Source organism: Flavobacterium sp., assembly GCF_044341265.1.
In the GTDB taxonomy this organism is placed as follows: Bacteria; Bacteroidota; Bacteroidia; order Flavobacteriales; family Flavobacteriaceae; genus Flavobacterium.
In genome coordinates this window covers 23,592-50,057 of record NZ_JBIISA010000030.1, presented here as the reverse complement: position 1 = coordinate 50,057, position 26,466 = coordinate 23,592, and the positions used below count along the sequence as shown (strand labels likewise).

Below are 26,466 nucleotides of genomic sequence, written 5' to 3'. Positions count from 1 at the left end.
TGATTAACTTGAAATAATAATTCAATTAAACATTTTATATTTGGGCATCAAAAAAAAAGAAAATGAAAATATTAGGAATAGGATCACGTATAAAGCATTCAGAATTTGGATTAGGAGTTGTAACCAATGTAACTTCTAAACATTATTGGGTAACTTTTATCGAAAATGGATTGGAAACTATCGATGTAGACAATGAATTTGAAGTAATTGAAGCTGTGGAAGATGAAGTAGATTCAGTAAGTTTTTATGAAGTGGAGAAAACTTTGAAAAACATTCTTCAAAAATGGAGTGATGTAACTCAAATTGTTCCCATAGCAGACAAATGGAAAGGTGGAAAATTGGTAATGGAACCAGGAACACCAACTCAAAATAAAGAAGTGCCAATCGATACTTTTTTCAATAAAATTATTATGGTTAGAGATCGACTTCGTGTTATGGAACAAAAGATTAATTCAAGTAATTTAGATAATGCTGAAAAAGTTGAATTGCAACAATATATTACTAGATGTTATGGAAGTTTGACGACTTTTAATGTTTTGTTTAAGAGTACTAATGATTATTTTGTTGGTGAGAAGACGAAATAGTGTTCAGTAATCAGTAGTCAGTGTTCAGTTTGCGAACTGCCAACTGAACACTGCTAACTGATATTTCTCTTCCTTTGACGATTTTCAATATAATCTTCAATGGCTTTTTTGGTAGTGTACCAATTTCTACCTTCTTTATGAGCGTCAATTTTTCCTTGACGCGCTAACAGACTTACATATTCTTGGCTGTATGGAGAATTAGGTTCACTAACGATATTAGAAATTTCTTGAAAATCATAATCATTATCGGGTAACGAACTTAGATAAATATTTAATGTTCTTTCTTGAGCCTGACACATTAGCACCATTAATTTTTGATAATTTCCATTATTGGCTTGGTTTAATGCTTCATAATATTTTTTTCTATCAGTAGATAAAATAATGGCAGGCGGAAAACCTTTTCGCATTAAAAGTAAATTCATTGCTAGACGAACTGTTCTTCCATTTCCATCAAAGAATGGATGAATCCAAACAAATTTATGGTGAAAGATTGTAGCCAATTCAATATCGTTTAATTGCAATGGATTGGTATTTACAAAATCAATCAATTCATCTAATAAATCGGAAACTTTATTGGCATTTGGTGGAATAAAATTGGCTCCAGAAATTCTAACGCCGCCATTTCTAATTCTTCCTGCAAAATCCTCTTCTATCATGTTTAGAACTAAACTATGAATATATAGTATATCGATTGCTCGAATTTCATAACTATCATCAACAATAGAAAACAAATAATTGATGGCTTTCTCGTGATTTTTTGCCTCAAAATGTTCGCGAAGTGATTTTCCTTTTACGGTAATTCCTTCTTGCAAAACCATTTGCGTTTCTTGAAGCGTCAATGTATTTCCTTCAATACTGTTGGAATTATAAGTCCATTCTATAGATAATGATTCTTTAATTTTTTGCAAAGCAATATTTGGCAATGGCCTGCTTCTTTTTAAAACAGCCATTTTATCGTACAATCTATCGAATGTTGATTGTAATTCTTCTCTATATTTAATATCAATGTTCCACATAACAACGCAAAGATATTTCTTAATATCGGATAAAGCAAATTTAAAATCTATCCGATATTAAAATTTTTCAAAATTCAATATCAATGACAAAATTCAATTGCAATTGATTTAATCAACATTTTAAGTTTGGAATTTGGAATTTAATTTTTGGAATTTAAATATTTACTCAATTACCATTTCCTTCAATTGCTCGCGATAAGCTTCAAGAATGGCAACTTTAGAAATCAGTCCAAAGAATTTTCCATTTTTGGTAACAGGAAGTATAGGTTGATTTGAAGTTTCAAATTTCTCCATGATGGTTTCCATTCCGTCATCGTGGTTGATGATTTCTTTTGGCTGACTAAGGATTTCTTTGATTTCGGTGAATTTTATTCGATATGGATTAAAAACGATTGAACGAATATTTTCAAAATCAACAATTCCAAGAAGTTTATTCCTTTCGTCTAAAACAGGAATGATTTGTTGGTTTACATTTGATAAATGTTCGATAAGATTTTCTAAAGATTTGTCGAGAGAAATTGTTTTCACATCAGTTTCAACTAATCCAAGGAAATCAATACTTTGCAAGATATTTTTATCTTTATCACTTGTAAAAACGTCACCTTTATCAGCCAATGCTTTAACATCCATTGAATGAGGTTCCATTTGTTTGGAAACCGCAAAACTTATTGAAGAAACAATCATCAATGGAACCATTAAATCATAACCTCCAGTAATTTCACCAATTAAGAAAATTGCGGTTAAAGGCGCATGAAATAAACCGGATAAAATTCCAGCCATTCCTACAATGGTAAAATTAGTTACAGGAAGATGCGAATTGATATTGGTCAAATCCATAAATTTTGCTACAAAAAAACCAAGATAAGAACCTACAAATAGAGAAGGAGCGAAGTTACCACCATTTCCGCCAGAACCTAATGTTAAACCTGTCGCAAAGGATTTTAATAAGACAATCAAACCAACAAATCCTAATAAAATCCATTCGTTACTTTTATGATTTTCTAATAAAGTATTTTCTAGTAAACTTTCTGGATGAGCTGTTGAAAGTGTTTTCATGCTTTCATAACCTTCACCAAAAAGAGTTGGAAAAAAGAATATTAAAACGGCTAAAATAGTCGCACCAAATAAAGCTTTTTTGTAGGTGTTGTTTTTAAATCGACTAAAAAAATGTTCTACTTTTCTGAAATTTCGGGCATGATAAACAGAAACTAAACCAGCTAAAATTCCAAGTAAAATGTAGTAAGGTGTATTGTGAAAATCAAAATTTTGTTCTTGTTCAAAACTCAATAAAACATCCTGACTCAAAAGCACTTTAGAAACTAACGCACCAGTTGCAGCAGAAATGATAATCGGAATAAAAGCAGATATGCTCACATCAGTCAAAACGACTTCAATTGCAAATAAAACTCCAGCGATTGGAGCATTAAAAGCCGCACCAATTCCGGCAGCAACTCCGCAAGCCAGTAGTAAAATTCTATCTTTTTGAGAAAGTTTATATTTTTGAGCAAAATTAGAACCAAAAGCAGCTCCAGTAATTGTAATCGGACTTTCCAATCCAGCAGAACCACCTAATCCAACGGTTAAGGAGCTTGTTATGATTTGGGCATACATTTGTTTTTTTGGAATGATTCCTCCTTTTTTAGCAACGGCATATAGTATTCGCGAACTACCTTTTTCTATTGAACCATCAAGGAATTTTTTGATAACAAAAACAGTCAGCAAAATACCTATAATTGGAAAAATACTATTGGCATAAGGTAGCTTTAAATATTTATTAGCATAATTGGCAAAAATGAAAACATTATGCGCAAAACTTTTAAGAATAATAACAGCCAAAGCACATGAAATAGCAACAGCAACAGCCGATAAGTATATAAAATTACGTTCAGACAAAATTGTTTTTGCCAAGAAGAATAAGGATTCTAATCGGCGAGCAATTTTTCTAAAAAATAATTGAATGATTACTGACTTTCTGTTTGGCATTTTGATTTATTCACTGCGAAAGACAAAAGTAGTGTTTTAAAATTTTACATAAAAAAATCCGATGAAGGATATTTCTTCATCGGATTTTGAATTTAATTTATTTCGCAACTTTTTTTGCTGAGTATAACTTCTATTGGTTTGTAAACTCTTTCACCAAAGGTAGAATCATAATAATCATTCGAATCATAATTTCCACACAATGGAAATTTATCAATTTCAGTAAGTTTAATTTCTTTTGTTCCATAAAAAGTCCAGTCATTGTTTCCATATTCGCAAAAACTTTCAATTTTTAAATAGTAATTTTCAATGTCAAGTCTACTTGGAATGATTACGCTATATTCGTCAGATAAAAATGGGAATCTATTATTTTGAGTTAAAATGTAGACTTTATTATTCACTACTTTATCTTTTTTCTTCTTGACTAAAGTTACTTTCAAATTTGGAATCGTATTCTGATTTTCAATTGTGTGAACTTTTAAAACTATTATATCTGAAAAATCATATGGACAATGTTGTGCGTTAATTACATTTGATACCAAAAAAAATAAAAAGATTAGTATTTTTTTCATATCAGTTATTATAAATTCAACAATTTAATGTCTCCAGCTGCAGTGATGATATAGTAGCGATTGTTTCTAATTATAGTGTTTTTAGGCAATTGGTCTTCTTTAAGTTTGATTCGAATTGTGATATCGTAAAACGCTTGAATAGTTGGTTCAGTAATATCAGGATTCATAACAAAATTGTGATCTTTCACTAAAGCTTGGTTGTAATATTGTGTTGTGTTTTTCTTAATATTATGAATTTCTCCTTTTGGGTCAAAATTGGCATCAGCTTGAGAATAAGCCTGATAGCTTCTATAGCTTTCCATTGGATAGGTTACATTAAAACCTTCTTGAAGTATTTTTTCTTTTTTGTTCAAATCGGTATTCATAATAAGTGAATAATTTGCCATTTGGTCTTTAAAAACTTCCAAAGCTTTTCTTTGCATTGCGCTTCTAACTTGGTCGAAATTGGTAGTTACATAATCTACTTTTGCAATATCATAAATTTCGTTTTTCCCACAAATGGAAAGAATTTTATCAAAGTCATTGTTATTTCTAAATTTGATTAAGATGTTCTTTTTCAATTCAAATCCAGATGGTTTTTCGTTATACGTTTTTGGATTAAAAATCTTTTTATCAACAGCATAATCATAAGTTGGAACAAATGAAATCATATCGGTTTCAACCACAATTTCTTTATTGAAAAGTGCTAATTCTTTCATAACATTTCCAATTCGTTCGTCAATTAAGTTAGTTGCTTCTTCGGCAGTTTTTCCTAATTGAAGCACGGCAAATGTTGCAATTTGAGCAGTAGCACGTTCGTTATAAATTCCTTTAATAGTTAAAACCATTTCGTCTTGACTGCTTGAAGTGGTTTGAATGGTGTTTACTCTATTTATAGTATAACCACCATTTCCGTAAGCGCCATTTCCATAATCAGCGTTTCCTTTTTTTTCGTATTGAGCATTTCCCATGTCTTGCGCATTAGCAAAGTTTAATGCAATTGTAAGAGCGATTGTTGTAATTAAATTTGTCTTCATTTTTTTTAAGTTTTTAAAATTAATGATGCAATGATACTCTCGTTTTTCAAAGTTGGTTTGGTAAAACTACTTTCAACTAACTGTAAAGTTTTTTAATTACATTTACAGCACTTTTACAGTTGGTTTTCAGTAGAAATATCGAATTGTAGCTTTACTTTTGAACCGAATAATTAGAATGACAGAACTTGAAAAATTTCAGGAATTGAAACAAAAAGTGCTTTTGAAATATCAAGAGCATCATCCTTTTTTTCAAGGAACTTGGAAGACATTTAGTTCTCAGGATATTCAAAATTTGATTGGTTTAATCGAAGAAAGGTGTAAGCAAACAATTAGTGAAAAATGGATTTACACGCATTTAAAACCCGAAACCAACAACAAGATTCCACGAAAAGATATGCTGAATATTCTATCGGAATTTGTAGGTTTTTCAGGTTGGGATGAGTTTACATTTGAAGAGAAAAGTGTTCAAACAATTCAAGGAAGTCAATCAGAAAAATCGAAAATATCTAAAAAATGGCTTTTACTATTATTTATTCCATTGGCTTTGATTGTTGTTTTTTTTAGCAAAAAAGAAGAATCTAAACCCAAAACAATTCAGCTAAATAACGAATATACGAATGAAAAAGTAAATGCAGAAGAAGTCAAAGTTTTTGAAGTAAAAGATTCGGTCAAACGAGAATTAGAGATAAAAGAAGGTAAAGTTCAAGTTTCAAATAATGGTAATGAGAAATCAAAGTTGGTCATTCAAAGTCCGTTTTACGAACCTAAAACTATTGTTATAAATTCCAACGGAAGTGTAACTGAACCTCCAAAACGAATTGATTTAAAACCAGATGATTATGCTATGATGCTTAAAGCATTTATGTTATCAGATATTAAAGATTGGCAAACTAGAAAAGAGCAATTGAATAAAATATTATCCGATAATTTGGAAGTAATTGTGATGTTGAAAGACGATTTGGGAGCAGAATATTTCAATAAAAGCGAGTTTTCACAAAAGTTGATTGTACCAACGGCATCATTAAAAAAGATGAAGATTGTTGAAATTAAAAACGATGCTAATGATAAAATCCAGTTCATTAGAATTAAACAAGAATAGAATGAATAAGAAATTTTTATTTATCGTTATTTTATTGTGTAGCTTTTTTGTTAATGCTCAAGATGTTGTGAAAGAGAGTGTTTCAGAAAAGAAAGCTGCTTCAACAATGTCTTTAAATAAAAGATTTTCTGCCAAAGTTTTGAATGCTTATCAAGAAAATTCTAAAACTAAAGTAGAAGATTTGTTTTCCTATTTTCAGATGCTTACTGATGCTTCATTGAATGATGATTTGAAAAATGAAGTAGTCAAAAACATCAATTTATTATTTCAAAATCCCAATACATTGGTTATTGATTTTACTTCAGATTCTTTTGATAAAATTACGTTACAACAGTTCATTCAGAAGCTTTTAATTTCGGAACCCATTTTATTTTCAGTTTCAGATGAAAGTAGGTATGATTCTGTTGAATATCAAAGTTGGAAAACAGGATACACTGTTTCAAGAACAAAATCAGGAATAGTTTCGAAAACTAAAATTGTTCAAAAAGTATATTTTTTTGAAACTCCAAAAATGTTTGGTGAAGAAACTAAAGTTGTTTTTTCTACGCTTCTAGGTGAAATGTAATTGTTCAATTAGATTTTGAAATAACTGTTTTTATAAGATTTGACACGAATTACACTAATTGACACTAATTTAATTTTACTTTATATATTTCACGAATCATTATCTGATTTATCAGATTCCATTAGTGTAATTTTCCATTTTCAATTTGTGTAAATTAGTGTAATTCGTGTAAAAGATGATTGTTTATTTGGCTTTAATATTTAACTCACGTTACTTTATATTTCTCAATGCTTCACGCTGACTTAAAGGTTTTAAATTGGTTGAATTTACATATTCTGAAACTCCACTTGTATTAAAACGACTGTAATCTCTCAAAGCCCAACCAATTGCTTTTTGAATAAAAAATTCTTTAGATTCTTTATGTTTTTCACATTCTGATTTTAGTAAATCGAAATTGGTCTTTTCTTTATAACTCAACTGAAAAATAATGGCACTTCGATTCAACCACATATTATTTGAATTCGAAAAGCTTTCAATAACGTCATAAGTTTCATTTGGAAATAGTTGCAAATAGCCACCCAATAAATATTTGGCAACAACATCAACCGAATCCCACCAAGAGTTTGTAATAATTAAGTTTTCAATTAACTCAATATCTTCTAGAACATAGTTTTTCTTGAATTCTTTCACCAATAAATCTATAGCGCATTGATGAAATTCTCGTTCGTTTTTATTGAATAATTCCCAAGCAATTGTTCTGAAATTTGCTTTTATTTCAGATTTGGATTTTTCGTAATTCTCTTTAAAAATTGCTCTTCTTTCCTCGGTTTTAATTCCCAAAAAAGAAAAATTATTTTTCATATAATTCTCCATCGGAATAGCTAATTCTCGATTGGCTTTTGGATGTAAATCTTGTTCTAAATTTTGTATAAAGTTCATTCTAATTCTTTCAATTTCTCTTCACAATGATTACGTAACTCTTCAAAAAACAAAGTAAATTCTTCTTCAAATTCGGAATAAAACTCTTGAACTTCAACAATTGATTCTTGCATATTGGCACGATGTTTCGTTCGATAATCCATTTGGAACAAAATCATTTCTAAGCCAGCTAATGACGCGTAACTTACTAACCAATTTCGTGCAATCATATAAGGTAACATTCCTTTCGTTTTTTCTGTTAGAATGTCGTAATTATCTTGAAGTAATTTGTAGAATTCATCTGCATAATCTTCTAATTTTTCATCAGAATAGTTGTTCCAATTTTTAGCTAAAAAATGATCATAAACAATATCCATAATCACACCAGAATAATGACCGTATTTTTCGTGTAAACGATGTTTACTTTTTCTATAGATTGGATGAGCATCAGTAAAAGTGTCAATATAACGATGCAAAAGAATACCTTTTCGAATTTCATCAGGATAATCCAAATAATGATGCCCGCGTACACTATCAGCCATAAAATTTCCAATTTTAAGCAAATCGTTGTTTCCAGAAAGGTATATGTGAGCTAGGAAATTCATTATAGGTTGTGGGTTGTAGGTTTTGGGTTTTAGGTTTTTTTTGGTTTAGTAGTTTGTAACTAGGTAAATGTACTAAATTAATTCAAATTTTTTTATTGCTTTCAACTTGTTATATTTGTCTAAATTTAAAAGTAGGTAACCTAAAACCTACAACCCATAACCTAAAACCTTTACAAATGACTTTAATAAAATCAATATCAGGAATTCGTGGAACCATCGGTGGAAAAGTAGGTGATAATTTAACGCCAGTTGATGCTGTAAAATTTGCTTCTGCTTATGGAACGTTTCTGAAAAATAATAGTTCAAAAGAAAAACTAACTGTTGTAATTGGTCGTGATGCAAGAATTTCAGGATCAATGATTCATAATTTGGTTCAAAATACATTAATCGGATTAGGAATAAATGTTATCGATTTAGGACTTTCTACAACACCAACAGTTGAAGTTGCAGTTCCATTGGAAAAAGCAGATGGCGGAATCATTTTAACTGCTTCTCATAATCCAAAACAATGGAATGCTTTGAAATTATTGAATGAAAAAGGCGAATTTTTGAATGGTGCTGATGGTGCGAAAATTTTAGAAATTGCAGAAGCAGAAGCTTTTGATTTTGTTGATGTAGATTCGTTAGGCGAAATCACTACCAACGATTCTTATATGGATATTCACATTGATGAAGTTCTAGATTTACCTTTAGTGGATGCTGATTTGGTAAAAACTAAGAAATATAAAGTGGTTGTAGATGCAGTAAATTCTACTGGTGGAATTGTGATTCCGAATTTATTGGAACAAATGGGCGTTGAAGTGGTAAAGTTATACTGCGAACCAAATGGTCATTTTCCGCACAATCCTGAACCTTTGAAAGAACATTTGGGAGATATTTGTAAATTGGTAGTTGAAGAAAAAGCCGATTTCGGAATCGTGGTTGACCCAGATGTTGATAGATTGGCTTTTATATCTAATGATGGCGAAATGTTTGGCGAGGAATATACTTTGGTAGCCATTGCCGACTACGTTTTGAGTAAAACACCCGGAAATACAGTTTCTAACATGAGTTCGTCTCGTGCTTTGAGAGATATTACTAACAAACACAATGGAAGTTATCAAGCAAGTGCTGTTGGTGAAGTAAATGTGGTGGAATTAATGAAAGCTACAAATGCTATCATTGGTGGTGAAGGAAATGGTGGAATCATTCATCCTGAATTACACTACGGAAGAGATAGTTTGGTAGGTGTGGCGTTGTTTTTGACTTATCTAGCAAACCAAGAGAAAACGGTTGCTGAATTAAGAGCAAGTTATCCGCAATATTATATGAGCAAAAACAAAATTGAATTGACACCACAAATAGATGTTGATGCCATTTTAGTTGCAATGACCGAAAAGTATAAATCAGAAGATATTACTACAATTGATGGAGTAAAAATTGATTTCGCTACTGAGTGGGTTCATTTAAGAAAATCAAATACTGAACCGATTATAAGAATTTATACAGAAGCTCCAACGCAAGCTGAAGCTGATACATTAGCTTTTAGAATTATTGATGAGATTAAGGCAGTTGCTGGAATATAAAAGTTAATAAAATTCAGTAAAATTGAAATTAGAATAAACCCATGATTAGAGTTTATATTTTTTTATCTGCATTATTTTTTATTTTTGGTTCTGAAACTAATAAAGAACAAAATTTGATAGTTTCTTATTCAGTAATTGCATGTAGTTGCGCGCAATGGAAAATAGAAAACAATAATGTAGATGAGAATATTTATCTTGAAAGAGCAGATGATAAAATTTTAGATGCTAATAAAGTTTGGGATGGAGAAACTTTACCTTTAAAATTTAAAGTAAAAGGTTATTTTAAAAAGCAACTCGGAGTTCCAAAAGATTACTCATCAAAAGGAAAATTAGAGTTAGGAAAAGTTTTCATTTACAGTAAAATTGAAAAGATTAAATAATTGCTTAATAATTTAAAAAACAAAACCCTGAAATAGTTCAGGGTTTTGTTTTTTAAGAACTACAAGACAACATAGAACATCCAATTTTTTCTCTTGCCCAATCAGGTCTTTTTGCATACCATTTTTCTGAATTTGGTTGATCGTGATATGGGTTTTTTAATAACTCGTGCAATTCTTTGATAATACTAAAATCATCTTTGTTAGCTGCATCAATAGCCATTTGAGCCATATAATTTCTTAATACATATTTCGGATTCACAGCATCCATTTTTAGTTTACGATCTTCGTCTGAACTACTTTCTCTTTTTAATCTTTTGATGTATTTTTTAAACCATTTCTCCCAATCTTCTAGAATATTTTTTTTGATTTCTTCCGGTTTGTAAAAGGCATCATCAATAATAGCAATTCCACAACCTGGCGTGTGCGCTTTTTTAACTCTACTTAACTCTCTAAAGAAAATAGTCATATCAGTTTCAGATAATATTAAAACATTTTCTAATTCTTCTATTAATTTGATATCCTCTTTTGAGACAATTTTTAAACCCAATTTATCTCGCATCATCTGAATATAATCTTTCGTGAATTTGGTTTGAAAATCATTCAAAACATTTTCTAAAGGAACAGCTATTTCAATTAATGGATAAAGTGCATTTGCTAATTGAAATAAATTCCAAAGAGCAACATCTCCTTGATTGCCAAATCGATATCTTCTATGTTCTCTGTCGGTTGTATTTGGAGTCCAATCGGAATTATAATCTTCTAGCCAACCATATGGTCCATAGTCAATTGTGAGCCCTAAAATAGACATATTATCAGTATTCATCACTCCGTGAACAAATCCAACTCTTTGCCAATGAACAATCATTTCACGAGTTTTATTGGCTACTTTATGAAAAAACTGAATGTATTTTTCAACACCATCAGTTGTAATTTCTGGATAATAATATTTTATAGTAAAATCGGCTAATTTTTTTAAATTTTCTAAATCGTTTTGTGCTGAAAACAATTCAAAATTTCCAAATCGTATGAAAGTAGGAGCAACTCTACAAACTACAGCGCCTTTTTCATAATCAGCATTTCCATCATACATCATATCTCTCAAAACTTCATCGCCTGTCGAGATTAGAGAAAGTGAACGCGTAGTTGGTACACCCAAATAATTCATTGCTTCGCTACATAAATGTTCCCTAATAGAAGAACGCAAAACAGCCAATCCATCAGCACGACGAGAGTAAGGAGTACTTCCGGCGCCTTTTAATTGCAACATCCAATTTTGATTGTTGTATTTAACTTCGCCTAAAACAATAGCTCTTCCATCACCTAATTGTCCAGCCCAATTTCCAAATTGATGTCCTGCATAATTCATAGCATAAGAACGAGAATTTGGTAAAGTTTTTTTTCCTGAAAATAGGTCTAAAAAATCTACAGACGTGATTTCATCTTCAGTTATTCCAACCATTTGAGCAACTTCTTTCGTTGCATGAATTAGTTTTGGATTCGAAGGAATTCTTGGAGTAACATAAGAGAAAGAAGCATTTAGTACTTGTCTGGTGATATTAGTTTCATTAACATCGGCAGATAATTCAGAACTAAATCTATTATTAATTTTTAATTGCATTAATAGTATGTTTGTATTACAAATTTACTTAATTTTTGTCAAATTATTATTAGAATTAAGTTAATATATTAATGAAAATCACATGAAACAACAAATAAATGTATATTTGAAAGTTGGATATTAAAAGTTGTTATTTTTATGAAATTTAGAACATTGAATAATTTGTGTTTTCGTTTATTTTTTACAATTGTAGTTTCTTTACTATTTTTTAGTTGTGTTTCTGTCGAAGAGTACAATAAAAAATTAGCACAACCAATCTCTGAAAAGGATTTAATAAAAGATGTAAATTTCGTTCAAAGAAAATTAGAAAAGTACCACCCTAATTTATACACCTACATTTCTAAAGAAGAATTGAATAGAAAGTTTGATAGTATTAGAAATGTATTAAACAAACCAATTTCAAGCCAAGATTTTTTCTTACTTATCAGTCCAGTTGTTGCTTCGGTTAAGCAAGGACACATGAGTATGTCATCACCATCAAAGAGAATTAGTAAAAAGCAACAAAAGCGTTTAGCTAAATCTGGAACAGGTCCATTATCACAATTTGACTTTGAATGGATGAATGATAAATTGTATGTTTTGAAAAATAAATCTAAACAAAAAGGTATTGTTTCTGGTGCAGAAGTTGTAAGTATAAATTCCATTACGCCGCAACAACTTCATAATAAATATAGAAAAACATATGCTTCTGATGGTTTAAATAAAACTTATTTAAAAAGAGCATTTTCAAAACGTTTTACAAATTATTTAACCAACGAAATAGGAATCAATGATAGTTTATACTATGTTTTTAGGCAAAATGATTCCTTGAAAGAAGTAGTTGTAAGTCGTTTAAAGGCAGAAAAAAAAGAGAAGGTTAAAAAAGCAGAAGCAAATCCGAAAGTAACTGAAACAAATCCAAAAATAGAAAAGAAAGTCGTTGATAGTAAGAAGGATAAGCGAATTTTTGGATATGATGAAACCACTAAAAGTTTCAGTAAAAAATTATCATTTGTTGCTACAGATAGTAGTATTGCTGTTCTGAAGATTAAAGATTTTTCTAAAGGTAAATTTAGAAAAGCTTACGATATAGTTTTTGAAAATCTTAAGCAGAAAAATGTAAAAACTTTAGTTTTAGATTTAAGAAATAATCCTGGAGGAAGAGTTGCTGATGCTGTCGATTTATATTCCTATTTAACAAATAAAGATTTTCAAATGCTTGAACCAGCTCAAGTAGTTTCTAAAACAAGTTTGTGGAAATCGGGAATGTTTTATAAAATTCCAAAAATCACTTATCCATTTGCGGCAATTGGATATCCATTTTATATGGCGTTTTCTTCTTTGAGAACTAAGAAAAATAATGACGGAACTTATACTTATTCATTGGTTGGTTCTAAAAAACAGCAAAATAAAACCAATCATTTTTCGGGTAAGATTTATGTTTTGATTAATGGAAATAGCTTTTCGGCAGCTTGTTTGGTTTCGGCAGCTTTGAAAGAAAACAAGGATATCACTTTTGTTGGAGAGGAAACTGGAGGTGCTTTCAATTCAACTGTTGCCGGATTAATGCCAGTTTTGAAGCTACCAAATTCAAATTTATACCTTAGAGTTGGTCTTATGGATATTGGAACTACTAACAAAACTACTGTTTTTGGTAGAGGTGTTTTTCCAGACCAAGAAATTATTCCAACATTGAAAGATAAAATTGAAAATAAAGATCCAGAAATGGAATGGATTTTAAATGATATCAAATTGAAAAACAACTAGTTTCATCAATTTTTAGTTTACTGAATAATTGTCAAAAATCCGTATATTTGAACACAAATTAAACGCAATGATTTCAACGGAAACTACAACAGCACTAGAACTTTATTTTCAACAGTTTCGAGATAATATCATCGGAATTGATCAAGAGTTTGAATCTGCTTTTGGAAAGAAAAAAATTATATACACTGATTGGACAGCAAGCGGAAGATTATATCGACCTATTGAAGAAAAGTTGATGAATGATTTTGGACCTTTTGTTGCCAACACACATACAGAAACTACAATTTCAGGTACAGCGATGACGATGGCTTATCATGAAGCAAAAAGTATCATAAAGCACCATGTAAATGCTACAGAAGATGATATCTTAATCAATACTGGCACAGGAATGACTGGAGTTGTAAATAAGTTTCAACGTATTTTGGGTTTAAAACTTCCTGAAAATATTAGAGAATTTACTACCATTCCAAAAGAATTGAAACCTGTAGTTTTTATTTCTCATATGGAGCATCATTCTAACCAAACTTCTTGGTTGGAAACAATTGCTGATGTTGAAATTATTCCTGCAAAAGAAGACGGATTATTTTCAATTGAAAATTTGAAACTCCTTTTGGATAAATATAAAGACAGAAATTTCAAAATTGCTTCAATAACTTCTTGCTCAAATGTTACCGGAATTAAAACGCCTTATCATCAAGTTGCAAAGGTTATGCATCAGAATAATGGTGTTTGTTTTGTAGATTTTGCTTGCTCTGGACCTTATGTTGAAATCAATATGCATCCAGAAGATTCAGAAAGTTATTTGGATGCTATTTTCTTTTCTCCACACAAGTTTCTTGGTGGTCCTGGAACATCTGGTGTTTTAGTTTTTAATAAAAATCTTTACAAAAATAGTGTTCCTGATTGTCCTGGTGGCGGAACTGTAAGTTGGACAAATCCTTGGGGTGAACATAAATATATTGACAATATTGAAGATAGAGAAGACGGTGGAACGCCAGGATTTCTTCAAGTGATCAAAACAGCTTTGGCCATTCAATTGAAAGAAAAAATGGGCATTCAAAATATTTTGGATAGAGAGCATGAAATTGTTGATTATGTATTTGAAGAACTTGGAGCTATTGAAAATATCAAGATTTTAGCTAAAGAACATCAAGATAGGTTAGGAGTAATTTCGTTTTATATTGACGACTTACACTATAATTTAGGAGTAAAATTATTGAATGATAGATTCGGAATTCAAACTCGTGGTGGTTGCAGTTGTGCCGGAACTTATGGTCATTATTTGCTCCATGTTGATAAAGAAACTTCAAGTGATTTGGTTTGTTTGATAACTTCTGGTGATTTAATTAGAAAACCAGGATGGATTAGAATGTCTATACATCCAACAACAACTTCAGAAGAGATTAAGTTTGTTTGTGATAGTATAAAAGAGTTAGCAAAAAATCACAAAGAATGGGAAAAAGATTATGTTTACAACGGAAAAAGCAATGAGTTTGTACACAAAAATGCCTCTCATTTAGAAAAAGAAATGGTTCACAATTGGTTTAAAATATAGTAAAACAAAAAAGCGATTTTCAAATGAAAATCGCTTTTTTTATAATAGATATTTTATTTTGAACACTGAACACTGAACACTATATCTTCACAGTCCAACCAAAAGTATCTTCTGCTAATTTATACTGAATTTTAGTTAAATCTTCTTTTAATTGAGAAGCAAAAGAATTTTCAATTTTTGGCAATTGATATTCTGTTCCTTGGTAGGCGAATGCTACAATTGGGCTTACAACAGCAGCCGTTCCTGCACCGAAAATTTCTTTCAAACTTCCGTCTTTGGCAGCATTTACTAGTTCTTCAACTAATACGGAACGCACTTCTACATTCAATCCGTCGCGTTGAGCCAATTCGATTAAACTTTTTCTAGTTACACCATCCAAAATTCTTTCACTTGTTGGAGCCGTATATAAAGTATCATTTATTCTAATGAAAACATTCATAGTTCCAGCTTCTTCAAGTTTGGTATGTGTTGCATCATCAGTCCAAATGATTTGTTGGTATCCTTTTTCGTTAGCTAATTTCGTTGGATAGAATTGTGCCGAATAGTTTCCAGCAGCTTTTGCAGCTCCAATTCCACCATTTGCAGCACGACTGTAGTGTTCCGCAATAATCACTTTTACTTCTCCAGAATAATATGATTTAGCTGGAGAAAGAATTATCATAAAGCGATATTCGCTCGACGGTTGTGCAATTACTCCATGACCGGTAGCTATCATAAATGGTCGCAAATATAACGTGTTTCCAAGTCCTTTTTTAACCCATTCTCTATCTAAATCTACAACAGTTTTCAAACCTTCCATGAAAATATTTTCAGGAACTTCTGGCATTGCCATTCTTTTTGCAGATTTATTGAAACGTTTAAAATTTTCGTCAGGACGAAACAACCAAACATCTTCATTGTCATCTTTATAAGCCTTCATACCCTCAAATATGGCTTGACCATAATGAAAAACTTTAGCAGAAGGATCTATTAAAAAAGGTTCATAAGGTGTGATAATTGGTTTTTGCCACGCGCCATCTTTGAAATCACAAATTAGCATGTGGTCTGTGAAAATATTTCCAAAGGTTAAGTTTTCAAAATCTACTGATGCAATTTTTGACGATGAAGCTTTAACTATATCGATTTCGATAGTGTTGTTTAAAGTCATTTAATGTAAGTTTATTTTTTTAATCAAATTTATAAATAATTGTTTTTCAGTTATTTATAAAAAGCAATTAAATGTTATTTAGTTTTTGCTAAACTAATAAAAAAATAGATTGAAATAGTTGCCTTCAAAATTTATTTATTCACTATTTATTGATGTTATCAACTAATGAATTTTATCCATAAAATAGTATGAAAAATCACAATAAACTCCTTAATTTTGTTCTAATTAAAATTTAAATCAAGATGAGAAAAATAGTTATCGCAGCATTTGTTGTATTAGCATTAATAAGTTGTAAAAAAAATGAAGAAGTAAAAGTTGATGCAAAGCCAGTTTCTTATGCTGAATTTGGTGATAAAATTACAGCTGATAAGGCCATTTCCTCTGAAGAGCTTCTTGAGAAATATAAAACAATGAAAGAAACTGATACACTTCAAGTAAAAGTAGCATCTAAAATTGTTGATGTTTGCCAAAAGAAAGGTTGTTGGATGAATTTAGATTTAGGAAATGACGAGTCTGCCTTTGTAAAATTTAAAGATTACGGATTTTTCATGCCATTCAATGCAGCTGGAAGTGAAGTTGTTGTAAACGGAAAAGCTTTTGTAGAGCTAACTTCAATTGAAGATTTGAAAGAATATGCAAAAGATGCAGGAAAATCACGTGCAGCAATTGATAGCATTGTTGCACCAGAAAAAAAGTATTCTTTCATGGCAGATGGTGTTTTAATTAAAAAATAAATTTATAAAATGAAAAATTTCAAACTACTATTATTAGTTGCTTTCGTTTCAATTGGTTTAAACGTAAATGCACAACAAGCAGCAAAAAAAGCAAAAACACAAACAACTTTAAATTCAAATGATTTTGTTTCTTTTGGAGATAAATTTGAATTGAATAAAGTAATTACCAAAGAGCAAATGTTCAAGAAATATAAATCATTGAAAAAAGGTGATTCTATTACTGTAAAATTTGTTACTAAAATCAACTCAGTTTGTAAAAAGAAAGGATGTTGGATGAAACTAGATTTAGGTAACGGAGAATCTGCATTTGTAAAATTTAAAGATTATGGCTTTTTTGTACCACTTAATGCAGATGGAAGTGAAGTTGTTGTGAATGGTGTAGCTTTTATTGATGTAGTATCGGTTGATGAATTGAAGCATTATGCAAAAGATGCTGGGAAATCTCAAGCAGAAATTAATAAAATTAAAAAACCAGAAATTACTTATTCCTTTACTGCAACTGGAGTATTTATAAAGAAATAATATAAAATGAAGAAATTTTTAATACTATCGTTTTCTGTTTTGCTATTAATTTCTTGTCAGAATAAGCAAACAGAAAAAGCAGAAGATAAAGAAGCTTGTGCAAATGATTCTGTAAAAGAAAAGAAATTTGAAATGTACGAAATGTCAGAGATGGCTTCGCTTATGGAACAAATGTATGCTCACAATCAACAATTGAGATTAAGAATTATAAAAGGAGATACTGTTGGAAAGTTCCCAGAATTTTTCAACAAAATTTATTCTGCAGAATTAACAACTCCTAGTGATAACGATGCTTTTTTTAAAGAAAACGCAGATAAATACATTGCAGCTCAAAAATTGATTTATTCGGAAACTGAAAATGTAAAAGAGAACTTTAATAAAGGAGTTGATGCTTGTGTTACTTGCCATAAAGGTAAATGTGGTGGACCAATTCCGAGAATTAAGAAATTGTATATTAAGTAATCTTGAAAAGAGAAATCCTAACCACTAACGATGGTTCTACAACCATTCATTTACCTGATTGGGATGAAAGTTATCATTCTAAGCATGGTGCAATTCAAGAAGCTTATCATGTTTTCATCAAAAGCGGACTTTCTTTATTCGACAGAAAGTCTGTTTCAATTTTAGAGATTGGTTTCGGAACTGGTTTGAATGCTTTTATAACCTATTTAGAAGCAAAAAAAGTCAATCAAACTATTGATTATGTTGGAGTAGAAGCTTATCCTGTTCAAGTAGAAGAAGCTTTGCAAATGAATTATGTTTCCGAATTAAATGCATCTAATGAAAAGGATGTTTTCGATAAAATGCATCAAATTTCTTGGGAAGAAAAGTATACAATTTCAAGCAATTTTTCTCTAACCAAAAGAAAGCAATTCTTTCAAGATATTACCGATGAAAATGCTTTCGATTTGATTTATTTTGATGCTTTCGGATTTAGAGTGCAACCAGAATTATGGTCGTTAGAAATTTTTAAAAAAATGTATCTTGCTCTAAAACCTAATGGTGTTTTGGTGACTTATGCATGTCGTTCCTCTATTAAAAACGCTATGTTAGAATGTGGTTTTAAAGTAGAAAAGCTTCCTGGAGCACCTGGCAAGAGAGAAATGCTTCGCGCAATTAAAATTTAACGTATTATTTTTATTTTGTATTTAAAAATAATTTAATTTTGATAATAATAAAATCCCAATATTTACGTTCTTATTAAATCTGTGATTTAAAAGTCTAACAATTTAACCACTAATTATGTCAAGATTGATTTATGACTACACTAAATCTGTATTGGAAAGAGTTAGCTTTGATGCGATACTTTTCTGTAAAGAATTAGATAAGGCAGTCAGAGTGCTTTTACCTTATGAAATCGAACAACTAACAGAATGGTTGCTCAATTTCACTAAAGAAAAGCCAGAGTTAAGGCAATGTTTACTGATTATGAACAAATAAAACTAAAAGGAACTTAAACGGTTCCTTTTTTTGTTTTACAAAATAGGGTTACTACTTTTTTACTTGTTTTAAAATAGTAAAAGGTAATATTTTTGTAAGATTTAACTTTTAAAAAATATAAAAAATGTATTTAATCGCAATAAAATGTATTTAATCGATAAAAAACTACAATTTTATTTGTTTAATCAAAATATACTTTTTAAGTTTACATTATGATTCCCAAATCTATCATAGAATATTAACCTACTAATTTTTTTTCTTATGCCAAGAATGATTTACGATTACACTAAGTCAGAATTAGAGAGTGTAAGTATTGATCCTAACCTTTTTAGAAGGAAGTTAAAAAAAGCTGTGAATAGCTTGTTACCTTATGAGATTGACTTATTGCAAAATTGGTTGTCTTATTTTACCATAAACAAGCCTCATTTGCAAGAATGTATAACCGAAACAATAAAAAATAAAAAAGGAGTTTGTTAACTCCTTTTTTTTATTTTATTTATTTGATTTAGGACTTACAATTTCAACATTTTGAAAAGCGATTGCGCCTTTTACAACGCCACTTATTGAAGATCTTAAAGCATCAATTATATGAATTTTTAATTCGTTTTTCGGATAAATTAAACTTACTTCTCTTGCGGGTTTTGGTTCTTTAAATTGACGTAATTTTACTTGATCTTTTTCCTTTAAATCCAAAGTATGAAGATAAGGAAGCAATGTTGTTCCTAAGCCCTCATCAGCAAGTTTAATTAGAGTTTCAAAACTTCCACTTTCAATTTGAAAATGATTGTGTTCAGAATTAGTATTGTTTTTACATAAATTTAAAACGCTATCTCTAAAGCAATGTCCGTCTTGAAGAAGTAAAATTTCATCTAAATTCAAATCTGAAATTTCAATTTCCTTCTTAGAAAAGCTTTCATGATTTTCAGGAATATAAGCTACAAATGGCTCAAAATAAAGCACAACTTCTTTAATTTTTTCTTCGTTTAATGGCGTTGCAGCGATGGCAGCATCAAGATGACCATTATTCAATTTGAAAATTATTTCATCGGTGTTTAATTCTTCAATAATCAGTTTTACTTTTGGGTATTTTTTTATGAAATTCTTTAAAAACATCGGTAAAAGAGTGGGCATAATTGTTGGAATAATTCCTAACCTAAATTCACCACCAATAAATCCTTTTTGTTGATGAACAATGTCTTGAATTCTATCAGCTTCATTAACAATGTTCTTAGCTTGATTGACAATTTTTTGACCAATTTCGGTCAATTGAATTGGTTTTTTACTTCTATCAAATATTTGAATATCAAGTTCGTCTTCCACTTTTTGAATTTGCATACTCAAAGTAGGTTGTGTAACAAAACATTTTTCGGCTGCAAGGGTAAAATTTTTGTATTCAGCTACTGCTAATACGTATTGGAGTTGGGTAATTGTCATTGTATAATAAAATTTGATGCAAATATAAAAACTATCAATTTAAGTTATGGATGTAAATGTTAATAATTTTTAGTTAATTTTGAACAATAACTTTTTTATTCTGATTGAAAAGCTATTTTTGCAATATGAAGTCAGTAGCTAGAATTTTGATGGTTCTTTTTATAGCTTTTCTATCAATGCCAACAATAGTAACATTGATTGAAAAGAATACTGACGTGTCTTTCTTTTATAGCTTTGCTGAAGAGGAAATCCATAAAGATTTAAAAGAAATTAAAGCTGATTTAAAACAACAATTTGTTTATCCTTCTTTAGATTCAAAAATCAAGTTGAATTCTGAAATTGTTTCTGAAAACTTGTCACATCATGATAATGTTGCTGAAGAAATATTCTCACCACCGCCAGAATTGGTTTAGTACATCTCGACTTTTCGTTTTCAAATTGTTTGAAAGCATTCATGTATTAAAATTTTATTGGTATGACAAAAAAAATCAACCTTTTTTCGAACCTTAAATCTGATTTCGCTGCAGGTTTAGTGGTTTTTTTGGTGGCATTGCCATTGTGTCTCGGAATTGCATTAGCAAGTGGAGCACCATTATTTTCAGGAATTATTTCGGGTGTTGTTGGAGGAATTGTAGTTGGGTATTTAAGCCAATCACATTTAAGTGTTTCTGGTCCAGCTGCTGGTTTAACAGCAATTGTTTTAACTGCTATAACCGATTTAGGTTCTTTTAATGCGTTTTTATTAGCAGTTCTAATTGCAGGTATAATTCAATTAATTTTGGGATTTGTTAAAGCAGGAACAATTTCTAATTATTTCCCTAACAACGTTATCGAAGGAATGCTAGCTGGAATTGGTGTTATCATTATTCTTAAACAAATTCCTCACGCATTCGGTTATGATCCAGATTTTGAAGGTGATGAATCTTTTTTTCAACCTGATGGACAAAATACTTTTTCAGAAATTTTTCATGTTTTTGATCATGTACAAATTGGTTCGATTGTAATTGCTTTAATTTCTTTAGCAATATTAATTTTATGGAATAAAGTAGATTTTTTAAAGAAAATAAAGTTAGTTCCACCTGCATTGGTTGCTGTAATTGTTAGTATTTTACTAAATGAGTTTTTTATTCAATCGGGAAGTAATTTAACTATCGCAAAAGAGCATTTAGTAAGTTTACCAGTGCCAACAACGTTTGAAGAATTTAAAAACATTATTGTTTATCCAGATTTCGCTTCTATTTCTAATTCAAAAGTTTGGATTGTTGCTATAACCATTGCTGTTGTTGCTTCGATTGAAACCCTTTTGTGTATTGAAGCATCAGATAGAATGGATGCTCAAAAAAGATATACAAACACTAATGTTGAATTAAAGGCACAAGGATTAGGTAACATTATTAGTTCACTTTTAGGTGGTTTACCAATGACTTCTGTTGTTGTAAGAACTACTGCTAATAATGCTGCTGGGGCAAAATCAAAAATGTCTGCTATAATTCATGGAGTACTTTTGTTAGTGAGCGTTTTAGCTATTCCATCAATTTTAAATAAAATTCCTTTAGCAACTTTAGCAGCGGTTTTATTATTAGTAGGTTATAAATTAGCCAATCCTAAAACAATTAAACATTTTTGGGAGAAAGATAAAATTTATCAGTTTATACCTTTCATATTTACTTTTGTGGCTGTTGTTGCTACAGACTTACTTAAAGGAGTAGCTCTTGGTATGGTTATCAATATTGTTTTTATTTTAATAGGTAATTCAAAACGTGCTTATAATTTTAAAATTGAAGATTATCATGAAGGTGATATCATTCACATCGATTTAGCTCAAGAGGTTTCATTTCTAAATAAATCGGCTATTAAAGACACCTTAAATAAGATTCCTGAAAATTCTAAAGTAGTTATAAATGCAAGTGCTACAGTGTATATTGCTCATGATGTTTTAGATTTAATTAGAGAGTTCAAAAAAATAAAAGCCAAAGATTTGAATATAAACGTTAAATTAGTAGGCTTTAAAGAAGGTTATAATCTTGAAAATAGCGATGGATATCAAAATACAGTAACTATTGAACACAAGTATAACGTACTTAAAAGAAAATTGGAAACCATTGAAAATAAAAATATAATATTTAAATAATAGCTAAGATGAGTAGTGATTTTTATAAAAAGATTTTAGATAACAATAAGAAATGGGTTGAGAATCAATTAGCAATTGATGCAGAATATTTCAAAGATTTAGCAAAAGGACAACAGCCACCTTTGTTATGGATAGGCTGTTCTGATAGTAGAGTTCCTGCAAATGAAATAATTGGTGCTAAACCTGGAGAAGTTTTTGTACATAGAAATATTGCCAATATGGTAATACATAGTGATATGAACATGTTAAGTGTTTTGGATTATGCTGTAAATGTTTTGAAAGTAAAACATGTTATTGTATGTGGTCATTATGGTTGTGGTGGTGTAAAAGCAGCAATGGGAAATCAATCTATTGGTTTAATTGATAACTGGATTAGACATATAAAAGATGTTTATAGATTGCACGAACACTATCTAAACACTATCGAAGATGAAGAGGAGCGTTTTAATAAATTTGTTGAAGTTAATGCACAAGAACAAGTATTTGATTTGGCAAAAACTTCAATAGTTCAAAATGCTTGGAGAAATGGGCAACAGTTAAGCCTTCATGGCTGGACTTATGGTTTAAATTCTGGTTATGTAACTGACTTAGGTGTAAACATGAGTTCTAATGATGAGTTAGATGAAGTTTATCAATTAAAATTTTCAAATTAGTTTTAAATAGAAAGACTACACTCTTAGAATGTAGTCTTTCAAACCAAAACATGTATAAAACAAAATGTAACTGTTAGTTATTTATCTGAATTATTGATAAATAAATTGGCATTCCTAAAGTTATATTAAAAGGAAATGTAACAGCTAAAGCCATTGGTAGAAATAGACCTGGATTTGCTTTAGGCACAGCAATTTTCATAGCTGCAGGCACAGCAATATAAGAAGCACTTGCCGCTAAAACAGATAGCATAAATCTATTACCGATATCATTTGTTACAAGATGACTTACTACTGCAACCAAGCATCCGTTAAAGAATGGAATTGCTACTGCAAAAATTACCGCAAACCATCCACTTTTAAGAAAATCGCCTAGTTTTTTTCCGCTTACAATTCCCATATCTAATAGAAAAATGGCAAGGAAACCTTTGAATAAATCATTTGTAAATGGTTTTATTCCCATTGCTTGCTCATCACTAGCAAGTAAACCAATAATTAAACTTCCTAATATTAGAAGTACACTACCATTGGTAAAAGAATGTCTAACGATTGACAAAATAGAGGTGTTTATTTCTTTTTTTTCATCAAATAATCTAATTAAAATTACACCAACAACTATCGCTGGTGCTTCCATTAAAGCCATTACCGCGACCATGTGTCCACTAAAACTCATGTGTTGAATTTCTAAAAAGGAAGCTGCTGTTACAAAAGTCACCGCACTTACTGAGCCGTAAGCAGCTGCAATGGCACCAGAATCGTAAACATTAAATTTTCTTCTTAAGATGAAATAAGAATAGAAAGGAATAATTAATGCTATAAAAACACCAAACAAAACTGACCAAACAATTTCTAAAGTAAAATGACTGTGTGCTAATTCTTGTCCGCCTTTAAATCCGATAGAAAACAATAAATACAGTGAAATAAATTTTGACGAATTTTGGGGTATTTCCAAATCACTTTTTAGTTTTACTGCTATTATTCCAAGTAAAAAAAATAGTAATGCTGGATTGGTTAAATTATCTAAGAGTAAATTTAAGTTCATTGAATTTATTTTTTTGTCGCTCGTTCTAAACGGTCGTTAATTGATTTTCCTAAATCGTTTTCAGGAAACTTCTCGGCTATAATAAGGTCTAAACCTTTTTTGTCTAATCGATGCATTGCAGCATATAGGTTGGAAGTAGCTTCCTTTAAACTACCTTTAATTGAAAGTATTTCTTTTTCAATATTTTCATCATTTATATTCAAATCTTTAAATGATAAAACTCCAATTTTAGATGTTGGATAGTTTTTTATTTCATATTCAATATTTTCTGACAATATCGTTTTGGTTTTTGGTGCGTAATGTCTGGAAAGCATTCCTGGTGCATTTGGCGAACTATCATTTTTATTGACAATTTGGATAGGTCCAATTATAGATTCAATATCTTCAACAGAAATAGATCCTAAACGGTAAAGAATTGCTTTTTCATTTTCAAAACCTACAATCGTAGATTCTATGCCATTTTCACAGTTACCACCATCAAGAACCATTTCTAAAGTATCTGTAAAATAATCGGCAACATGTTGAGATGTTGTTGGACTTATGGAGCCAAAAGGATTTGCACTTGGAGCAGCCAAGGGAAAATCAAGTTGTTTTAATAATTCTAAAGTTAAAGGATGATTGGGAACTCTTACAGCGACGGTTTCTTTTCCAGCTGTAATGCTATAGGGAATAGTTTCCTTTTTATTTAAAACTAGAGTTAGTGAACCTGGCCAAAAAGCTTCTGCTAATTTTTTAGCTTTTTCGGGTATTTCTTGTGCTATATTTTCTAATAATTCTTTAGAATGAATATGAACGATTAGTGGATTATTGAAAGGTCTATTTTTTGTTTTAAATATTTTATTTATTGCTTTTTCGCTGTAAATATTTCCTGCCAAGCCATAAACGGTTTCAGTAGGAATAGCAACTAAATTTTCATTTTCGAGAATTTCTTTGGCTTTTACTATGTCTTTGGATATTTGAATCATAATTATTTTTAAGGATTGCAGTTGTCACAATAAGTTGGGTCTTCAAATTTTATACCTCTCGGATAATGTAATTCTTTTTCATAGCAACATTTTTTACATTGGTATAAATAACTTAATGTAGATCGAGTAGGTAATAAACAATTTTCGCATGGTAAACCCGGATTTGCTTTGACAATATCAAAACCTGGTAAGGCGCATTTCGGACATAAACTTTTAATTTTTTCAATTAATTTGTGAGTCACTTGTTCAATTACTTTCATTCGAGTTGGATTGAACATGGCTCTCATATCTGTTTCAGCATAAACGCTATTGAATTCTTGTTTTAGTTCATTATAATTTTTGAGCAAAACATCCTTTGTATTTATCCCTTTGAATATTTTTGAAAAATTCTTTTCTTCTGGTTTGAGAATTATCGCATGACTTGGAAAATTAACTTTTTCAGCAAATTCTAATAAATCGGCTTCATTAGTTATTGATTTGCCATTAAAATTGGTTTCCATGCTAATTTCTCTTGCGACAATTTCAATATCGTTTTTAAAATCTTTAAGCATCATCAACTCTTCATTGGCTTGCGCAAAAAATAGTGTTGGATGTGCTCCAAAAGAACCTTCACTTGCTACAACTAAATCACAGTTGGTGGCTTCATTTGCTATAATACATTTTTCTCTTAATGTTGATAGCGCATCTTTTTTTCGGTCTATTTCACCAGAAAAAGTGCCAAGTGAGTCGGTGTCAAAGGCATCAGAAGTGAAACAGTAATTTCTAAATTCTTCCCAGAATAAAGGTGCAATTACTGATTCCTTCTGATGTTTTGTTGCAATAAGAAGTTTTCTTTCGTGAAACATTTTATTTTTCTAACTCAATTGAAATATTGCTTTTTATTACAAACTTTATATCCTCCGATTTTGAATTTTTAATAAGATTTTTAATTTGTTCTTTGGTTTCCGTAAGTTCTTGAATACGTTTTTTTGAATGTTCAATGTCTTTATTAAAACGAATATGATTACTAAAATCTTCTCTGTTATGATAATCAATTTTGTAGTTTAGTAATGTTGTAAGTACTCTGTCGGCATCTTCTATAGAAAATGTTCCGTCGATAAGTTTAAATTCCTGATTGTTTTCCATTTTTATTTGTTTGATAGTTTCATAAATCCGTATCCGCTTGTTAGAATTCCTATGCCAATAATTATTTCATTTGTGAAAGTTTCACTGATTATCGATAAGTAAAACCCTGTCAGTATA

At 30.2% G+C, this 26,466-nt stretch carries 29 protein-coding genes; 16 read left to right on the top strand and 13 right to left on the bottom strand.

Translation table 11 applies throughout. From position 1 onward, the window contains the following. Positions 1 to 62 precede the first annotated feature (62 nt). Positions 63 to 584, top strand: a complete 522-nt coding sequence (locus ACIQ06_RS13160; protein WP_396147054.1) for a hypothetical protein — start codon at positions 63 to 65, stop codon at positions 582 to 584. A gap of 53 nt (positions 585 to 637) precedes the next feature. On the opposite strand, the gene ACIQ06_RS13155 is transcribed toward ACIQ06_RS13160, so the two are convergent. From ACIQ06_RS13155 to ACIQ06_RS13140, 4 genes are all read right to left on the bottom strand, one after another. Further along, positions 638 to 1,600: a Fic family protein gene (locus ACIQ06_RS13155; protein WP_396147052.1), complete on the bottom strand. Its 963-nt coding sequence runs from the start codon at positions 1,598 to 1,600 to the stop codon at positions 638 to 640. Positions 1,601 to 1,762: 162 nt separating this feature from the next. After that, complete coding sequence (locus ACIQ06_RS13150) at positions 1,763 to 3,583, bottom strand: chloride channel protein (protein ID WP_396147050.1); 1,821 nt, start codon at positions 3,581 to 3,583, stop codon at positions 1,763 to 1,765. Between the two features lie 92 nt (positions 3,584 to 3,675). Next, positions 3,676 to 4,152 carry a hypothetical protein gene (locus ACIQ06_RS13145; RefSeq protein WP_396147048.1) on the bottom strand — a complete coding sequence of 159 codons (477 nt, stop codon included), beginning with the start codon at positions 4,150 to 4,152 and terminating at the stop codon, positions 3,676 to 3,678. An 8-nt stretch (positions 4,153 to 4,160) separates the two neighbouring features. After that, a complete protein-coding gene (locus ACIQ06_RS13140) occupies positions 4,161 to 5,168 on the bottom strand; it encodes an SIMPL domain-containing protein (protein WP_396147046.1) in 1,008 nt (335 codons plus the stop codon). 175 nt (positions 5,169 to 5,343) lie between these two features. Between ACIQ06_RS13140 and ACIQ06_RS13135 the strand changes: the two genes are divergently transcribed. Next, positions 5,344 to 6,267: a hypothetical protein gene (locus tag ACIQ06_RS13135; RefSeq protein WP_396147044.1), complete on the top strand. Its 924-nt coding sequence runs from the start codon at positions 5,344 to 5,346 to the stop codon at positions 6,265 to 6,267. A 1-nt stretch (position 6,268) separates the two neighbouring features. Continuing rightward, positions 6,269 to 6,832, top strand: coding sequence for a hypothetical protein (locus ACIQ06_RS13130; protein ID WP_396147042.1), 564 nt, complete (start codon positions 6,269 to 6,271; stop codon positions 6,830 to 6,832). Between the two features lie 210 nt (positions 6,833 to 7,042). On the opposite strand, the gene ACIQ06_RS13125 is transcribed toward ACIQ06_RS13130, so the two are convergent. Together ACIQ06_RS13125 and ACIQ06_RS13120 are read right to left on the bottom strand one after the other, a co-directional pair. Continuing rightward, entirely contained in the window at positions 7,043 to 7,711 is a 669-nt protein-coding gene (locus ACIQ06_RS13125; RefSeq protein WP_396147040.1) for a DNA alkylation repair protein, read from the bottom strand. Continuing rightward, positions 7,708 to 8,295 carry an ACP phosphodiesterase gene (locus ACIQ06_RS13120; RefSeq protein WP_298177026.1) on the bottom strand — a complete coding sequence of 196 codons (588 nt, stop codon included), beginning with the start codon at positions 8,293 to 8,295 and terminating at the stop codon, positions 7,708 to 7,710. The genes ACIQ06_RS13125 and ACIQ06_RS13120 overlap by 4 nt, the downstream gene beginning before the upstream one ends. Before the next feature lie 176 nt (positions 8,296 to 8,471). On the opposite strand from ACIQ06_RS13120, the gene glmM reads away from it, so the two are divergent. Next, positions 8,472 to 9,860, top strand: a complete 1,389-nt coding sequence (gene glmM, locus ACIQ06_RS13115) for a phosphoglucosamine mutase (protein ID WP_396147038.1) — start codon at positions 8,472 to 8,474, stop codon at positions 9,858 to 9,860. Between the two features lie 41 nt (positions 9,861 to 9,901). After that, positions 9,902 to 10,240: a hypothetical protein gene (locus ACIQ06_RS13110; protein ID WP_396147036.1), complete on the top strand. Its 339-nt coding sequence runs from the start codon at positions 9,902 to 9,904 to the stop codon at positions 10,238 to 10,240. Between the two features lie 52 nt (positions 10,241 to 10,292). On the opposite strand, the gene ACIQ06_RS13105 is transcribed toward ACIQ06_RS13110, so the two are convergent. Then, a complete protein-coding gene (locus ACIQ06_RS13105) occupies positions 10,293 to 11,858 on the bottom strand; it encodes a YdiU family protein (RefSeq protein ID WP_396147034.1) in 1,566 nt (521 codons plus the stop codon). A gap of 138 nt (positions 11,859 to 11,996) precedes the next feature. On the opposite strand from ACIQ06_RS13105, the gene ACIQ06_RS13100 reads away from it, so the two are divergent. Together ACIQ06_RS13100 and ACIQ06_RS13095 are read left to right on the top strand one after the other, a co-directional pair. Continuing rightward, entirely contained in the window at positions 11,997 to 13,604 is a 1,608-nt protein-coding gene (locus tag ACIQ06_RS13100; RefSeq protein ID WP_396147031.1) for a S41 family peptidase, read from the top strand. Between the two features lie 67 nt (positions 13,605 to 13,671). Further along, a complete protein-coding gene (locus ACIQ06_RS13095) occupies positions 13,672 to 15,159 on the top strand; it encodes an aminotransferase class V-fold PLP-dependent enzyme (protein ID WP_396147028.1) in 1,488 nt (495 codons plus the stop codon). Between the two features lie 79 nt (positions 15,160 to 15,238). On the opposite strand, the gene ACIQ06_RS13090 is transcribed toward ACIQ06_RS13095, so the two are convergent. After that, positions 15,239 to 16,306: a branched-chain amino acid aminotransferase gene (locus tag ACIQ06_RS13090; RefSeq protein WP_396147026.1), complete on the bottom strand. Its 1,068-nt coding sequence runs from the start codon at positions 16,304 to 16,306 to the stop codon at positions 15,239 to 15,241. 242 nt (positions 16,307 to 16,548) lie between these two features. Here ACIQ06_RS13090 and ACIQ06_RS13085 point away from each other — a divergent pair, with 242 nt between their 5' ends. The 6 genes from ACIQ06_RS13085 (at position 16,549) to ACIQ06_RS13060 (ending at position 19,479) form a co-directional block, all read left to right on the top strand. Further along, positions 16,549 to 17,040: a DUF4920 domain-containing protein gene (locus tag ACIQ06_RS13085; protein WP_396147024.1), complete on the top strand. Its 492-nt coding sequence runs from the start codon at positions 16,549 to 16,551 to the stop codon at positions 17,038 to 17,040. Between the two features lie 9 nt (positions 17,041 to 17,049). Further along, complete coding sequence (locus ACIQ06_RS13080; RefSeq protein ID WP_396147022.1) at positions 17,050 to 17,562, top strand: DUF4920 domain-containing protein; 513 nt, start codon at positions 17,050 to 17,052, stop codon at positions 17,560 to 17,562. Between the two features lie 6 nt (positions 17,563 to 17,568). Continuing rightward, positions 17,569 to 18,024, top strand: coding sequence for a hypothetical protein (locus ACIQ06_RS13075; RefSeq protein WP_396147020.1), 456 nt, complete (start codon positions 17,569 to 17,571; stop codon positions 18,022 to 18,024). Between the two features lie 2 nt (positions 18,025 to 18,026). Further along, positions 18,027 to 18,689: a tRNA (5-methylaminomethyl-2-thiouridine)(34)-methyltransferase MnmD gene (mnmD, locus tag ACIQ06_RS13070; RefSeq protein WP_396147018.1), complete on the top strand. Its 663-nt coding sequence runs from the start codon at positions 18,027 to 18,029 to the stop codon at positions 18,687 to 18,689. A gap of 115 nt (positions 18,690 to 18,804) precedes the next feature. Next, positions 18,805 to 19,002 carry a hypothetical protein gene (locus ACIQ06_RS13065; protein ID WP_298308238.1) on the top strand — a complete coding sequence of 66 codons (198 nt, stop codon included), beginning with the start codon at positions 18,805 to 18,807 and terminating at the stop codon, positions 19,000 to 19,002. 270 nt (positions 19,003 to 19,272) lie between these two features. Beyond that, a complete protein-coding gene (locus ACIQ06_RS13060; RefSeq protein ID WP_344814842.1) occupies positions 19,273 to 19,479 on the top strand; it encodes a hypothetical protein in 207 nt (68 codons plus the stop codon). 15 nt (positions 19,480 to 19,494) lie between these two features. Here ACIQ06_RS13060 and ACIQ06_RS13055 read toward each other — a convergent pair whose 3' ends face one another. Next, entirely contained in the window at positions 19,495 to 20,436 is a 942-nt protein-coding gene (locus tag ACIQ06_RS13055; protein ID WP_396147015.1) for a LysR substrate-binding domain-containing protein, read from the bottom strand. Positions 20,437 to 20,561: 125 nt separating this feature from the next. Here ACIQ06_RS13055 and ACIQ06_RS13050 point away from each other — a divergent pair, with 125 nt between their 5' ends. The 3 genes from ACIQ06_RS13050 (at position 20,562) to can (ending at position 23,220) form a co-directional block, all read left to right on the top strand. Next, positions 20,562 to 20,849: a hypothetical protein gene (locus ACIQ06_RS13050; RefSeq protein WP_396147013.1), complete on the top strand. Its 288-nt coding sequence runs from the start codon at positions 20,562 to 20,564 to the stop codon at positions 20,847 to 20,849. Positions 20,850 to 20,911: 62 nt separating this feature from the next. Continuing rightward, a complete protein-coding gene (locus ACIQ06_RS13045) occupies positions 20,912 to 22,567 on the top strand; it encodes a SulP family inorganic anion transporter (protein WP_396147011.1) in 1,656 nt (551 codons plus the stop codon). An 8-nt stretch (positions 22,568 to 22,575) separates the two neighbouring features. Beyond that, entirely contained in the window at positions 22,576 to 23,220 is a 645-nt protein-coding gene (gene can / locus ACIQ06_RS13040; protein ID WP_396147009.1) for a carbonate dehydratase, read from the top strand. Positions 23,221 to 23,293: 73 nt separating this feature from the next. Here can and ACIQ06_RS13035 read toward each other — a convergent pair whose 3' ends face one another. The 4 genes from ACIQ06_RS13035 to ACIQ06_RS13020 are packed head-to-tail and all read right to left on the bottom strand — an operon-like array spanning position 23,294 to position 26,349. Continuing rightward, a complete protein-coding gene (locus tag ACIQ06_RS13035) occupies positions 23,294 to 24,259 on the bottom strand; it encodes a sodium-dependent bicarbonate transport family permease (RefSeq protein ID WP_396147007.1) in 966 nt (321 codons plus the stop codon). A gap of 5 nt (positions 24,260 to 24,264) precedes the next feature. Further along, complete coding sequence (locus ACIQ06_RS13030; protein WP_396147005.1) at positions 24,265 to 25,224, bottom strand: L-threonylcarbamoyladenylate synthase; 960 nt, start codon at positions 25,222 to 25,224, stop codon at positions 24,265 to 24,267. 8 nt (positions 25,225 to 25,232) lie between these two features. Beyond that, complete coding sequence (locus tag ACIQ06_RS13025; protein ID WP_396147003.1) at positions 25,233 to 26,069, bottom strand: DUF6671 family protein; 837 nt, start codon at positions 26,067 to 26,069, stop codon at positions 25,233 to 25,235. 1 nt (position 26,070) lies between these two features. Continuing rightward, a complete protein-coding gene (locus tag ACIQ06_RS13020; protein WP_396147001.1) occupies positions 26,071 to 26,349 on the bottom strand; it encodes a hypothetical protein in 279 nt (92 codons plus the stop codon). Positions 26,350 to 26,466 lie beyond the last annotated feature (117 nt).